Genomic DNA, 14,999 nt, shown 5'->3' with positions numbered 1-14,999 from the left:
AGATTTTGCTAAAATATAGCGGATAAGTGGGCAAAACTGCTTCGCTGCGGTCGCCTTACTTAAAACAAAACGAAACCATATACGAGAACGTTGTACGTAATTTAACCGAACATAAACTATAAAGAATGAAAAAAACAATTTTAACTCTAATTTTTGCTTTAGTGACAATTACATTCTGTAATGCTCAAAAAATTGAAATAGAAAAAGTATTTGGCGGATACAAATATTCCCAAAACGAAAATCAAATGACTATGAAGGATTTGGTCAAAACAATAGCATCTAATCAACAAGCATTTGATTTAATAAAAAAAGCACAATCGAACAATACTCTCGCCTCAATTATTGGATTTGCTGGTGGCGGACTTATAGGCTGGCCAATTGGAACTGCTATTGGAGGCGGTGATGCAAACTGGACTTTAGCTGGAATTGGTGCTGGATTAGTTGCAATTGGAATCCCGATTTCATCAAGTGCGAATAAAAAAGCAAAACAAGCAGTAGAATTGTATAATTCATCGCTGAATTCAACTTCATTTTATGAATTTAAGCCTGAATTTAAAGTAATAGCTGATGGAAATGGATTGGGAATTTCAATGAACTTTTAAAAAACTACGTACAACAGTGTGTATAATTAAGCAAGGCTACCTAGTAGAAAGAAAAATATTACTGGAATTAATGGTCAAGGAAGTCTGAGACTAATCGAGCAAACCAGTTTTGCTGGCCGCCAAGAGTGCTTACCCCCACGCATCATCCCATTGTAAGCACGCCAAGGGCACAAAACTGGTCAAACCTTGCCAAATCATACACAAGAACGTTGGCAAACATAAGCAGGAGTCACTCTTAACAAACTTTCTCTCCAGAGGAAAGTAAATGCCTTTTTTAGGCTTTTTATGGATTAAAGAAAGGATGATAGACCCTGTGCAGATGCCTTTTTCAGTAGAATGTCACCTTACGTCTTGTAAGTAACCTGGCAAATCAAAGGGTTGAGTAATTCTGACCTTTGACATAGATTCTCTACTAATGAAAATGAGTTCCATTTTTGGAGGTTTTATGGATTAAAACAAGGATAATAGCTCCTGTGTAGATGCCTTCATCAGAACAATGTAACCTTTCGAATTGAACAATTCTGACCCGTCAAGCGATATGTACGGCCGGGTCAAGTCGATTACCCTCAATAGAATTTTTTATACACTTACGATTTGCCAACAATGCATATGGTTCATTTTGCCGTATAGCGTGTTGAAAAATTTTCTTACAAACAATATATTTCCTAAATTGAGACATTGTTTCGGCGCCCTCCGCTATTTTGCTATCGAGATTTTGCTAAAATGAAGCGGATTACTGGGCAAAACTGCTTCGCTGCGGTCGCCTTACTTAAAACAAAACGAAACCATATACGAGAACGTTAGCATTAATACCCAACAACAAATGAGAATAATAACTATAATTCTATTATTGTTTTTAATTAGCTGTAAAAACGAAAAACCTGACAAATCTGTTTATGACATTTGGGAAACTTATATTGAATCGCATTCGGAATTCAGAAATATGGAAATGCCAGATTATTGGCATTTCCATAATAATAGAGAAGACGCTAACAGATTGGCGGAGTTAATATTGTCTGGAAAAAAAAGGGCTATGTCTGAGCCATACTCTTGGTATGAGAATGGTACTATGGAATTGGACACAATTGGAGCGAAACATATTATAATAGATTTTGATGGCAAAGCTCAAGCCATAATAGAAATAAAGAAAATAGATACAATTCCATTCAATAAAATTTCCAAAGACTTTGCAGTATTAGATATGGGTACAGATATTGAACCTCTCAGAAAATGGAGAAAAGCGCATTGGGACTTTTTTTCAACTGCAATGGAGCAAGACGGAAAGAAACCTACGGAGGAAATGCTAATAGTTTGCGAATGGTTTGATACAATCTGGAAGAAAAATAGTACTAATGCTAACAAAGGCTATAACAAATAGGGCAATAAGTACTAAATTTAATGGCTTGGGCGTATTTGCCAAGTCCGCCAAATCTTTTGGATTTGGCAATTAATAAAGAAAAATAATCACAAAACAAAAAGCTCTGGCTACGAGCGCAAACGGAAACAAAAAGATTTCCTTACCTGCCCTACTTGCCAAAGCCGAGACGTTGGCAAACATTATGACCCGAATATGAAAATCATACTAATTATTTCGTTGGCCCTTTTAACAATTCCCCCAATTTTAGGTCAGGAAAATCTGGATTTGAGAAGTGATGGATTAATTTCTAAAACATTCAGCGAGAAAGAAATCCAAGGATTGGAATCAATGGTGCGATATGTGGACAATTTGGTTACAAAAGGAAAAAACCAGCCTGATATCAATAATGCCTATCATCTGTTTTTTGAAAAAATCGCGCAATCGACGGAGTACAACGTTCCTATTAAAGAAACTGAAAAATACCAATTCCTGAAAAATCTAGATTCCGTTCAATTCTCAGTTGTGTGGAGATTTGTAACAGACATCAATATGTTAAGTATTAGGGATACAGTTTATCGCAATCTTGATAATTTCCCACAACTGGTCATCAAACCATTTAGCATATACATGGATTATCTTGAAGAAGTTGGAAAAGAGGATTCTTATTTTAATGTATTACAAAAGAATTTTGAGGCGGCCGGCGGTTTTTCGGCTGGCGATGCATATTGGTTCCCTAGAAACCATTCGGCATTTGATTTTACAGTTCCGAAAAACAGATTGTGGGCTGTCATATTTATTTTGCGAATGGAGGAAACTTATGAAATGAAGTTAGACAGGTATCTTGCTAATAAAAAATAACGTTTGCCAACAGTACCTATAAGCAATGCGGGCTGAAGGTTTTACATTAATATTTTGTCTATATTTATGAGGAGCAAAACCTTTTCTGTTTTGTTTCAGAAATAAAAAATAACCAAATCCTCAAAGCTTATGCTAGGAGTAGGTGGGTAGGATAGTTGTCTGTCCGATCCCGCACTGCCTATAGCTGGGCCGTTGTGCATAATTAGAACAAACCGACCGAATGAAAGATAAAAATCCAACAGCATTTATTAGTTACAGTCACGATAGCAAGGAACATCAGGATAGAGTTTTGAATTTAGCTAATAAATTAAGAAGTGAAGGGATTGATTGTTTACTTGACCAATATGAAGATTCACCACCAGAAGGTTGGCCAAAATGGATGGACAGAGGTGTAAAAAAATCTGATTTTGTTTTAGTTGTTTGTACTAAAACCTATTACGACAGAGTAATGGGAGACGATGAAAAAGGAATGGGTATTAAATGGGAAAGCACATTAATATACCAACAACTATATAATGCAGGTGCAAATAACACGAAATTTATACCAATAATATTCTCTGATGGCGAATTTGAACATATACCAGAACCATTACAAGGAGCAACTTTTTATAATGTAGATGACAAAGAGGCTTTTGATAAATTATATTGGAGATTAAGAGGTGTAAAAACAGAAAAACCTGAATTAGGTAAATTACGTGAATTACCTGAAAAAGAACGAAAAACACTTTTCATTTCCGAACTAATAAAACAAAGTGATTGGGAAAAAGCAAATTGGAAAAACGGAGTGGGTTATTTATGGGCTGAAAATAATGAAAATCCACCAGTACTAATTTTGTTTTTTGAGACAATGAAACAAGGACAGGATTTATTTTTGAGTTTAATGAATAAAATTGGACAAGAGGACAAATCCGAGAGATTAAGAGTTGCAATAATTGAGGGAGAAGTTCCGAATCAGAAAAGCGGTTACTTTGTCGTAATTGACGAATACCTTAATGAAACTGAAAAAATTGTAAACTCAATGGAAGATGCAGAAGGAATTCAATTTATTGCGGTAAATAAGAGATTCCATAGAATTTTCGTTGACGGAGAGTCACCAAGTTTGAAGAAATTCAAAGAAGAATACGACAAATTTGGTTGCTATTATTTAGCACCAGGAATTCAAAACAATGACGGAAAATCGCAAAGACCTTTTGAGGTTGATTATGATTCTATGATATTTAAGAGAAAAATAGAGTATCGAAATTATGACGAGATTCCTGAATTTGGAGACCCTGATTCCATCCTAAAAACTAAAGACGTTCAGAATTATAAATTTTAAAAATAACTATGCACAACAATGGCTCCTATGAAAAGCACTAGTCCAGTTCTCTAAAGTTAATATTTTATCCTTTAACTATCTCATAATATTAGTTTTAAACGTATTGAATTATGAATGAGGCTGTGCATCATTTAAAATTCAATACCATATAACTTGCTCGGCATCCTATATGTGATCCTCGTCTTAGCAGAAGTGGTCACCAGCATCTGTATGATTATAAGTTATAATAAGCCTGGTCACTTGCTAACCGATGTGATACATGGGTAATGTCCACCTACATTGTTTTGTGATCCAAGCAAATCTACTATTCTTGGTGAGCTTAGTTATTGTATTGCCGTTCATCCTCTTAATTTTATTCCAATACCCCTATCACATAAGGGGTCTCCGTCTTTATTACAGCTAATGTTCTACTTAATAGTTTCCTAGCTACCTTTACAATGACACTCTTCACATTTTTTCCATGATGCTTGCGGTAATAGCCCTGCATCACGGGATCTGTTCGAATAGCCTGCCAAGAAGCTTCTATGAAATAACTTCGTATTAAGCGGTGAGCACGCATACTCACACCGGTATGGCGGACGGTATCACCACTTTGGTAAATGCCCGGCGCCAGACCTACATATCCGGCCAAATGTTTAATATTCTTAAAACGGCGTAGGTCTCCCAATTCACTCAAAATACCACTGGCAACTATTGGACCTATCCCAGGAATACTTCGTAAAAGCATATAATCTTTCTTGAAATGTATTTTAGTATATCGACGCAGTAATGTAGAAACATCACGAAACTCCTGATCAATAAACCGAAAGCTGCGCATACGGCTTCGCAAAACTTCATTGCCAGTATCATACTCAAAATCCAGACTATCAACCCAATCCCTAAACTTATGGCTCCAATGGTCGTTATCAAGATCCTGTGGTATGCTAATACCATAATACAACAACTGCATTTTGATATAGCTCTTGATCTGACGCATATCCTTTACCAAATCATTCCTACGACGAAACAAACTACGTAATTGCTCTCTACATTTATCTGGCACACATATACTACTCAGTCTGTCATCCTTTAATTCACGCGCTATAAGCTGCGCGTCTATTCGGTCTGTCTTAGTGTGACGCTCCTTGCCCTTTCTGAAAATATCGGCTGGATTGACAACCAATGAGCGCCAACCGTAACTTACAAAGCAACGATGTGCGTGGTACCCGCAGCAGCCTGCCTCATAGGCGGTAGACACTTCATAAGCTGGATAATGTTTGGTTACATATTCCAAAAGCAATTCCGCATGAGGCTGCATGCTAAAAGTCTTGCCGGATGAAAGATCAGTCGCACAATGTACTTTCCAACTACGCTTGTGTATGTCGATACCAATGAATAACTTAGGTGTGGCAGTAATTTGAGTGTTCATATCTTTAATTTTTAGTTCATCTTAAAGATACTCGACTTACTGCTTTTACATAGATGCTATAAGTAATTGCTTGTTCTCGCCTACTTTGGAAATTCCTGCGGAATTTCCAACTTGGTGTTTATTTGTAAAGTTAAGTGCTAACACACGCAACTACTCATAGCCGAGACCGTTGCCAGTAATCTAAAAAAAAATATCGTGAATCCAATTTACCTTGACACACATATACATACTTCTGAAAATCCAAATGAAGTCAATAATGATTACGATATTGAGTTGTTGGTTAAAAAAATCCACGAATTCAATGGGAATTCAGATTTTTTAATCTCCCTTACTGACCATAATATGGTCAACAAAAATGCTTATCAAAAAGCAGTTGCTTTAAACCTTAATATAATTCTTGGTGTCGAACTTCATATTAGGAATTATGATGGTTGTCCAGCATATCATTGTCACATCTATTTTGACACAAAAGTTATTACAGACGAAATTTTAGATGATATAAACACAAAGCTTGACGAATTATATCCTGATAAAATTGTGCGGAAGGACGACCCTCAAATTCCATCAATTCAAGATATTATTAATAAGTTCGATTCTTATGAATTTATGCTTCTTCCTCACGGAGGACAATCCCATGCCACGTTTAACACTTCAATTCCAAGAGACACACGACTTGATGGAACACTAGAAAGGAATGTTTACTATAATCACTTCGAAGGCTTTACTGCAAGAGGCGACAATGGCCTTGAAAGAACTCAAGAATATTTTAAAAAATTAGGAATTAACGAATTTGTAAATCTAATTACTTGTAGTGATAATTATACGCCAATTACATACCCAAATGGAAAAGACAAAAATCCGTTTAATCCTACTTGGATGTTAGCAGAACCAACATTTAGCGGTTTAAGGCTGTCATTATCCGAACAATCAAGACTTGTCTATTCTCCTACTAAACCTAAATTCTATTCAGAAAATATACAGTCCGTTTCTCATAAAAAAGATAATATTGAAATCGACATTGATTTAACGTCAGGTTTAAATGTAATAATTGGTGGTTCTTCAAGTGGAAAAACTCTCCTTGTTGATTCTATTGTCAAATGTCTAAATAAAAATACAGAGGAATCTATTTATGACCAATACGATATTGACCAAATTACTATTGTAAATCCTTCAGGAATGATGCCCCATTATCTTTCTCAAAATTATATAATGGGTGTTGTTAATAATATCAGTAAGGACAAAATCGAAAATATTGACATCATTAAAAGAGTTTTTCCCGGAGATGATGAAATAAAATTAAATATCAATAACGGTTTAAGAGAATTTAAAAAGAACATTGAAGAACTAATTAGATGTGTCAAGATTTTAGAAGAAGAAAGCCAAACTTTATTAACCATTCCAATCCTTTCAAGGTTATTAACTAGGTCTAATTTAGAAACTAATATTTACGATAATTTACAACCAACAGAAATCGAAAATGAAAAACTACGTTTTTCAAAAGGAATTTATGACAATTATATATTATCTCTAAATTCTTTGGAAACATTTTTGTCCAATTATCCATTCATTAATCACAATTCTAGTTTAATAGAAAATTTAAAAAATGAATTAGATAATGTTTTAGAAATTTCAAATAAAGAAAAAAAAGTAAGACAATTATTAGAGCTAAAACAAGAGTCATACAATCAAGCATTAAAACATTCAAATTCCGAAGAACAAACGAAAAGACAAAATTTCAATAAACTTCTTGAGACATTAAAGAAATATGTCCGAGCATATAAACAGTTTCATAGAACTATCAACTCAATATCAAGCTTTGCATTAAAATTTGATTCAGAAGAAATTGAATCAATGGGTCATAAATTATTTATTGAGAATGATTTTGTACTGAATACCACAAAATTTGTCGAGGTTGTAAATCATTATTTAAAAACGAAAATCACAGATTTTGATAGTATCACACCAGAATTACTTTTTGAAACTAATTTTAAAAAACAACAACCAAAAGTTCACGATTATGATGATTTCGAAAGTAAAATCTATAACAGCTTTGAAGAGTTAAATAAAAAGAAATATAAAATTATTGCCAATGATGGTCGTGAATTTGAGAGGTTAAGCCCAGGCTGGAAAACATCTGTTATCCTAGACATTATTTTAGGTTACGATAAAGATAGTGCGCCAATAATAATTGACCAACCTGAAGATAATTTAGCAACCGATTACATTAATAAAGGTTTGGTCAACGCAGTAAAGAAAATCAAAAGCAAAAAGCAAATAATTTTAGTGTCTCACAATGCGACTATTCCAATGCTCGCAGATGCACAAAATGTCATTCTGTGCAAAAATGAAAACAACAAACTTATAATCAAGTCAAGTCCTTTAGAGGGAACAATAGATGGAACGAGTGTTGTTGACTTAATTGCTTCAATTACGGATGGAGGAAAATCTTCAATCAAAAAAAGGGTCAAGAAATATAATCTCAAAAAATTTACCGAATAATGAAATTGCTATTTAATAAAGAAGACAACAACGATATTACTGTGAAAATTCAGCAGGGAACAGTACCAGTTGAGTTCACTTATACTGAAATGATAAAACAATTGTTAGAAAATAACACAATTGACGATACGGATTTTGGGAATCTATTGGATGACGAGAAAGAAAATTTAGAAGAAATGCTAAATAAGATTTCGGCAATTTTTGATGAAGAGGAAGAAGACGGAGAAGAAACTGAGCAAGCAACGGAATAAAGACTACTGGCAACAATGTGTATAAAAAATAGGCGAAACAGCAGTGAAATCAAGGTTTGTAGCTCCTATCAAAGTCCGTGTTTAACAGAAAGTTTCGTGCTTCGAAATCGCCTACTTTTCATATACTAACCGTTGGCATCAATTATGAAAAAACTATTCGCCATACTAATTTTCTTTTCCACAAGTGTAGCAAAGGCGGATTTTGTGCCTATTGACTTTATTTCTCTGATTCATAGAGCGGACAAAATTGCTTCTGGAGAAATAATTTGTGTGGACGAAAATGTGTTTGAATTAATGGTCGGTAGAAGTCTTACTTCAAAGGACAAGGTCATTACCATTAATAAATTTGAGGACTGGACTTGCGCTGTGAGATGGTCGGACTATTTTGTTGGACAAAAAATCATGGTTTTCTTAAGTGACGATAAAGATGGGCTTCATCCTATTGGTTCGGGAAACGAAGGGGAACTACCAATTTTGGAAAATAATGTATATCCGAGCTTAATGTCATGGCATTTTGACTACGGAGCTATAAAAAAAATTAAGCCGCTACCAGAATATAAAAAATTTGACTCAGAATTATATACAGGGATTGAATTGGAATTGGATTTTCTGTGGGAATATGTCAAAACGATTAGAGAATGTTTCAAATCCGAGTTGACGGATTTTTCAAGAGTAAAATCAGCAGAATGGACTTGTTCTCCAGAAAAAGCGGAGAAATTGAAAAACTCGAACAAACTTTATGCCCAGACCTTTAAAAAATTAATAAAAGATGCCAACAAGGTATATAATTAATTGCGGTTGGATTTCCTAATCGGAAATCCTTGCAATCAATTACCTTTATAACCAGGCGGACATTTTCCGTTGAAGAAGTCCGCAACTAATCATACACTAGACCGTTGTAACACATAAAGAAAAACATTATAGCTTAATGAAAAAATTACGATCATTATTTCCTTTATTTCTTTTATTGTTAATCTCTTGTAATGAGCAAAAAAATAAAGATGAAATCACTATTAGTGGGAAAGTGAATGATTTTAATGGTAAAAATGCAGAACTATATTTAGTTTATTCTCAACCAGGATCCAAAAATTTCAATAAACCTTTAGACATTGATTCAGCAGGTAACTTTAAAATTAAAGTGAGAAGTTCTTTAGCTTTAGATGCTTTTATTTTAGATAAAAAGAGTTTTGCTAATATTAATTTTATTTATCACCCAGAAGACAGTATTTATGTAGAGTTTAATTCTGGAAAAAAACCTTTGGACTTACTGAAAACAGTAAGTTTTAAAGGAGATCGGCATCAAACAAACAATATATTAGTAGCTTTTCAAATATTAAGAGAAAAAAATAATTTAGGATATGGAGCCATTTCTCCTATTTCATATAAAAAAGATGTTAGCAGCTTTATCGCAGAGATAGATTCTGTTAAGCTTAAACAACAAGAACTCGTCAATCAATTTAAAAGGAATAATAGATTGGACGCTGAAACGGAGGAATGGATTAATTTGTTCGCATATGAGACTTATTATTACTTCCTCGACAACTATGGTAATAGTAAAAAAAATCTTCCAAGTAATTATTATAATTACAATAATGATATATCGACAATGACTACGTCTAGTATGATTTCTTGGAGAAATTTAAGTAAACGAATCAATAGTTATTCTTCAAATATTATGAACCCTTATCTTCGAAAAAGATTTAATAATATAAAGGAGGATATTATTGATGGAAAAGTAAACGTTGATTCTCTAGTAGTTGAACATATTAAAGAAAATACTACGAATAGTTTATTTGCTCAATTACTTTTATCTCAATATTATACTGCGCAATTCGAAGGAAACATTGTAGAAGGGTTTGAGAAAAACAACGACCTTATTGCTGAAATTATTAGATTACCTATTATAAAAGAGAATTTAAATAATTATTATATGGAAACGGTTGCTTTTATCAATAAACCTGACATATATACAAATGAAGTTCTCCTTAAAATGAAAGACACTCCTGTAGAGGAAACATTCTCTAAAATTCTCTCTAAAAATAAAGGAAAGGTAATATATGTAAATGTTTGGGCAACTTGGTGTGCCCCTTGTATAAAAGCAATGCCGGACTCAAAAAAACTTATAGAAAAATTTAAGGATAAGAATGTTTCATTTGTTTATATATGTATTGAATCGAAAGAGGATTTATGGAAAAGGTTTGTTTCTGACTTTAATTTAGGGGGTGGTCAGCACTATTTAATGGACAAAAACCAAAGTACGTTTTTTAGAAAAACAATGGAGATTCAAGGGATTCCTCAATATTTCATAATCGATAAAAACGGAAATATAGTAGAAAGGGGTAATGATATACATCCCGGAAATAAAATTACGGAAGAAAAAATATTATCAAGGTTGTAATGATTACGTGTTACAACAATGTATAAGGCCAATAAGTTTATAAACCATTAAGGGGCATTCCAGGAAATAGAGGGCTCAGCTAGTTTGCGGCTCGGTTCGCCCACTATTTCTTAGCTAGAAGCCACAAGCAGTTTGAAAAAAACAGCTTGTTTTATTACCAGGAAATAATATTACAGTAACCGGAAAGAAACTTACTGGCCTTATACGAGAACGTTGGCAAACATTAAAAACAGTAATATGAAGTCATGGAGTTTTAAATTAAAAAACGACCCCAAAGAGGTTAGCGAGAAATTAGAATCAGAACTTCGTTCAATTGGCGGATTTGTTTTTAATATGAATCGTAAAAAAAATGATGCGGTAACTTTTAAAGTACGTAAACGGATTCTTTATGCATGGTACTGGGCATTTCAAAATTGGACTATTATTAATGGTGAATTGGTGAAAAATGATGCTGAAAATACCACCAATGTGGAAATTATTTTTAATCAACATTGGTTAATTAGATTGATAATATTTACACATATCATTTTAGGATTAGGTTTTCTTATTGGGATAATCTCAGGAATAAACATCAATCCTTATATGTACGTTCTTGGGGGAATACTTTTAGCGCTAGGAATAGTTTTATGGATTGCAATGCAAAGAAAATATGAAAAGGATATTCAAAAATACAAATCATTACTTTCCAAAATATTTGTGCTTTAGAGGAAAACGTTTGCCAACAATTGTTGGCAAACATTTGGTACGATATACAAACATCCTTTACAAAATCCTGAAATGAAACTAAATATTGTCAAATTATTGATTTTAATATTACTGATTTCTTCCTGTTCAAATCAAAAAAGGGAATTAAAGGAATATGGCTATGCGAAAAAAGAAAAAGATAGTTCAAAGGTGTCGCTTAGACTTGGAGATTTTATTACATATGGAGATTTTGTTGACCGAATTCATGAAGTAACTTGTAATGATAGTATCCCTAGAATTGTAATTGAAACAAAAAAAAATGTTAGGCATATTTATCCTACCGAATATTGTGAACCGTTCATATTTGACCCTGCAGGAAAACATTATGTGACCTTCGATAGGGGCAAAATATATCACGAAGGTATGTTGCCGGAAATTAACCTGGACTCGCTTTCTGCGATGTTACGAACGGAATTCTCATATTATTATTCATCCAATTCAACTGAGAAGCCTGACAACTTTTTTGTAATTATTGAATCTATGCGGGACGGAAAAACGGATGGAATTGAAAGTTTTGTAAATACATTGGCTATGAAATATGATTCATTGAAAACTGATATTGTTTTAAATATTTCGTTTTGGGAAGTTGTGCCACATATACCGCCACCGCCTGCAATTAAAAGTGAAACTGAATAAAAAAACGACACCACAACAAAGCTCAACCGTTGTGGTGAATATTTATAAAAATCAAGTTTAGCATGAACTTATAATAATTCATAATATTACTAATACTTAGTCCTTTATGTTTTTTTTTGAATTAAATAATAAATCAATTAACATACTATGAATAAATCTCAGTTAATTCTTTTTTTAGCAATCATATTCTGTTTCTGTTCTTGTTCAAAAAAGGAGGACTTAGTACCTGAAAAAGTGTTACAATTTTCAGAAAAAGCCATTGATGCAAGTATTAATTCGCATCCACAAAAAGATTTCACTAACACATACTTTCACTACAGCGTAACAGACGAATACAGGAATAAATTTAAATTGAACTCAATAATTTGGAGGGACAGCGATCATACTATTTCCCTTCGTGAAGCAAAATTGATAAACACATATAAAGAAAATACTGAGTATCTATTAAAATTTTGGGTGACATTCAAGGATAATAGAAAATTCTCTTACCTCCTTCAAGTGTTAGAGGAAGGTGATAAAATGGCATTAAAACGGTTTGAACCTCTTAACGCAGATATTGCTAACTCATTTTATTCACCCTCATCGAAATTCGACATTCCTGATTTTGATTCCAATAAGAGACAAATGTATTTAGCTTACATATTAATCTCCATAACGCTATTTATTGTAATTTTTCTAGCAGTTTGGAACAAAAAATATAGACTACTGTTATTAAGTATCCCTCTTATTTTTATATATGAACAAGGTATGTCCATATTTCATTATGAAGGGATTAAAATTATATCACCTAAAACACATTACGGGTTACCTACTTATGAAAATATCGATTTGTATTTTACAAGTATTTCTCTATTGACAACTGGAGTGTTTTATGCATGGTTAATTATTGTACTTTTTTTGTTGAGAAGATATATAGTACATAAGTTGAGTTTAAATAAACCCGTTATAAAGTAGAGACTGAGTAAAAATACGCCCCACAACAATGTATAAGGCCAATAAGTTTATAAACCTTAAGGGGCATTCCAGGAAATAGAGGGCTCAGCTTGTTTGCGGCTCGGTTCGCCCACTATTTCTTAGCTTGAAGCCACAAGCAGTTTGAAAAAAAACAGCTTGTTTAATTACCAGTAAATAATATTACAGTAACCGGAAAGAAACTTACTTGCCTTGTACGAGAACGTTGGCAGCAAGTTAGAATCGATAATCTTCAAGAACACTCTTACTAAAAATGGAATTCTTAATCATTATTTTAATTTTAGTTCTTTATGGAATTTTATATTATTTCAAAAAAAGAATTCTACCTAAAATTAAAGGTTCAATTGGAGAATACAAAGTAGCTTCTAGACTAAAGCATCTCAACAAAAAGGAATATCTAGTCTTAAATGATATATTATTAAAAAATGGAAACTTAACTACTCAAATTGATCACGTTGTAATTTGTAAAAGTGGAATTTTTGTTATCGAAACAAAAAACTATAAAGGTTGGATTCACGGACATCAAAACTCTGAATATTGGACTCAATCTATTTATAAGATTAAAAGTAAAATTAGAAATCCGATTAAACAAAATTGGGTTCACGTGTTTGCAATAAAAAAAATACTACCAGAATATGATTACATCAAATATTTTCCTATTGTTGTTTTCGCAGGAGATGGAAAACTGAAAAATGTGACAACAACTCTTCCAGTTATTTATAAAAATAAACTCATTAGAACAATTAAAAACTTAAATGAACAGGAAAATTTGTCATATAATCAAATGGAATTGATTTCAGATAAATTACTCAAGAATAATATAACTGACCGAAAAGTATCAAAAAAACAGATCCGAGAGAGAAATAAAAAAGAAAAACAAAAAATATGTCCCATATGTGGAAATAAACTGATTAAAAAAAGTGGAAAATATGGAAAGTTTTTTGGTTGTGATAATTTCCCAAAATGCAGTTATACTTTAAACATAAAATCAAACTTAAGAGGTGTATAGCCAAACCATGTACTGTATATCCAAAATGAAGAAGGGGCAAAAAGGCAAGAAGTATATCTAGAGAGGAAGAAAGATAGCGGTTCGATTTGTGCCAAGAGCAGGGATTCAAAAAACACTCAAGTGCATATTCTCTATACCTCCCCTAAAGCATCATTAAATTATTGTATTTTCTTTTTATTTAATTTTTTATATACCTACCAATATTATAATATTGGTACCGCCTTTTATAAATAGATAACAGTACAGTATTATTGCTGTTATCTAAAGTAATAAGCCGATAAACAGAATAGATTATACTGCTACAAATAACTGTTATTATGCAGATTATGAAATGCTTTTTCACATTATTAAAGTGAATTAATGTAAACTATATTTTATGATTATGAATTCATTAATAAGGAAGAATAACGTCAAGATATTAGGGGATGGAGATAGAGTCCTCCTTTTTGTCCATGGGTATGGTTGCAATCAAAATATGTGGCGCTTTGTCACACCTGAATTTGAAAACGACTACAAAGTAATCTTAATAGACCTTGTTGGATATGGAGAGTCTGATGCCGATGCATTCGACAAGGTAAAATACAGTTCATTAAAAGGGTATGCTAGTGATATCATTGAGCTATGTGAAGAGTTGGAGCTTAAAGAAATCACATTAATTGGTCATTCAGTTAGCTCTATGATTGGTCTTCACGTGAGTATAATGGCTCCTGAGTTGATTAATAAGCTCATCATGATTGGCCCCTCCCCTTGTTATATTAATCAGGATAATTACACAGGTGGGTTCAGTAAAGAAGATATAGATGAGTTAATCGATACCGTTAACAGTAATTATCTTGGATGTGTAGTCGGTAAGTAACAATACACAATGATTGGTAACTTGGAGTACAGAGTTTTTGGCAACAAGAGTACACAATTATTTAAAAGTACATTGATTAATTTTCATTATC

At 32.9% G+C, this 14,999-nt stretch carries 14 protein-coding genes; 13 read left to right on the top strand and 1 reads right to left on the bottom strand.

The features are described 5' to 3' along the window. Window positions 1-125 precede the first annotated feature (125 nt). The 4 genes from HCG49_RS01580 to HCG49_RS01565 all read left to right on the top strand — a co-directional run bounded on the left by HCG49_RS01580 (window position 126) and on the right by HCG49_RS01565 (window position 4,135). Window positions 126-602 (top strand): hypothetical protein, encoded by a 477-nt coding sequence (locus HCG49_RS01580; RefSeq protein ID WP_168467821.1) that lies wholly within the window; start codon window positions 126-128, stop codon window positions 600-602. Between the two features lie 823 nt (window positions 603-1,425). Then, window positions 1,426-1,980 (top strand): ASCH domain-containing protein, encoded by a 555-nt coding sequence (locus tag HCG49_RS01575; protein WP_168467820.1) that lies wholly within the window; start codon window positions 1,426-1,428, stop codon window positions 1,978-1,980. A 192-nt stretch (window positions 1,981-2,172) separates the two neighbouring features. Further along, complete coding sequence (locus HCG49_RS01570) at window positions 2,173-2,817, top strand: hypothetical protein (protein ID WP_168467819.1); 645 nt, start codon at window positions 2,173-2,175, stop codon at window positions 2,815-2,817. Window positions 2,818-3,037: 220 nt separating this feature from the next. Then, window positions 3,038-4,135, top strand: coding sequence for a toll/interleukin-1 receptor domain-containing protein (locus tag HCG49_RS01565; protein ID WP_168467818.1), 1,098 nt, complete (start codon window positions 3,038-3,040; stop codon window positions 4,133-4,135). Between the two features lie 352 nt (window positions 4,136-4,487). Here the strand turns inward: HCG49_RS01565 and HCG49_RS01560 are convergent, their stop codons facing one another. Beyond that, the gene (locus tag HCG49_RS01560; protein ID WP_026810350.1) at window positions 4,488-5,543 is read right to left on the bottom strand and encodes an IS110 family transposase; all 1,056 of its coding nucleotides are present in this window, start codon (window positions 5,541-5,543) and stop codon (window positions 4,488-4,490) included. Between the two features lie 195 nt (window positions 5,544-5,738). On the opposite strand from HCG49_RS01560, the gene HCG49_RS01555 reads away from it, so the two are divergent. From HCG49_RS01555 to HCG49_RS01515, 9 genes are all read left to right on the top strand, one after another. Further along, window positions 5,739-8,042, top strand: coding sequence for an ATPase (locus HCG49_RS01555; RefSeq protein WP_168467817.1), 2,304 nt, complete (start codon window positions 5,739-5,741; stop codon window positions 8,040-8,042). Continuing rightward, window positions 8,042-8,293 carry a hypothetical protein gene (locus HCG49_RS01550; RefSeq protein WP_168467816.1) on the top strand — a complete coding sequence of 84 codons (252 nt, stop codon included), beginning with the start codon at window positions 8,042-8,044 and terminating at the stop codon, window positions 8,291-8,293. Before HCG49_RS01555 ends, HCG49_RS01550 begins: the two co-directional genes overlap by 1 nt. A gap of 144 nt (window positions 8,294-8,437) precedes the next feature. Then, complete coding sequence (locus tag HCG49_RS01545) at window positions 8,438-9,085, top strand: hypothetical protein (protein WP_168467815.1); 648 nt, start codon at window positions 8,438-8,440, stop codon at window positions 9,083-9,085. A gap of 136 nt (window positions 9,086-9,221) precedes the next feature. Next, the gene (locus HCG49_RS01540) at window positions 9,222-10,691 is read left to right on the top strand and encodes a TlpA family protein disulfide reductase (RefSeq protein WP_168467814.1); all 1,470 of its coding nucleotides are present in this window, start codon (window positions 9,222-9,224) and stop codon (window positions 10,689-10,691) included. Between the two features lie 237 nt (window positions 10,692-10,928). Then, window positions 10,929-11,396 (top strand): DUF423 domain-containing protein, encoded by a 468-nt coding sequence (locus HCG49_RS01535; RefSeq protein WP_168467813.1) that lies wholly within the window; start codon window positions 10,929-10,931, stop codon window positions 11,394-11,396. A 72-nt stretch (window positions 11,397-11,468) separates the two neighbouring features. Beyond that, on the top strand, window positions 11,469-12,071 hold the full coding sequence (locus HCG49_RS01530) for a hypothetical protein (RefSeq protein WP_168467812.1): 603 nt from the start codon (window positions 11,469-11,471) through the stop codon (window positions 12,069-12,071). Between the two features lie 147 nt (window positions 12,072-12,218). Then, window positions 12,219-13,025: a hypothetical protein gene (locus HCG49_RS01525; protein ID WP_168467811.1), complete on the top strand. Its 807-nt coding sequence runs from the start codon at window positions 12,219-12,221 to the stop codon at window positions 13,023-13,025. A gap of 271 nt (window positions 13,026-13,296) precedes the next feature. Continuing rightward, the gene (locus HCG49_RS01520; RefSeq protein WP_168467810.1) at window positions 13,297-14,052 is read left to right on the top strand and encodes an NERD domain-containing protein; all 756 of its coding nucleotides are present in this window, start codon (window positions 13,297-13,299) and stop codon (window positions 14,050-14,052) included. Window positions 14,053-14,434: 382 nt separating this feature from the next. Continuing rightward, a complete protein-coding gene (locus tag HCG49_RS01515; protein WP_240938608.1) occupies window positions 14,435-14,908 on the top strand; it encodes an alpha/beta fold hydrolase in 474 nt (157 codons plus the stop codon). Window positions 14,909-14,999: the final 91 nt, after the last annotated feature.

Origin of the sequence: Arenibacter sp. 6A1 (assembly GCF_012272855.1) — a bacterium.
GTDB lineage: Bacteria > Bacteroidota > Bacteroidia > Flavobacteriales > Flavobacteriaceae > Arenibacter.
The sequence above is the reverse complement of the archived record's forward strand: the minus strand, read 5'-3'. Positions and strand labels throughout refer to the sequence as shown.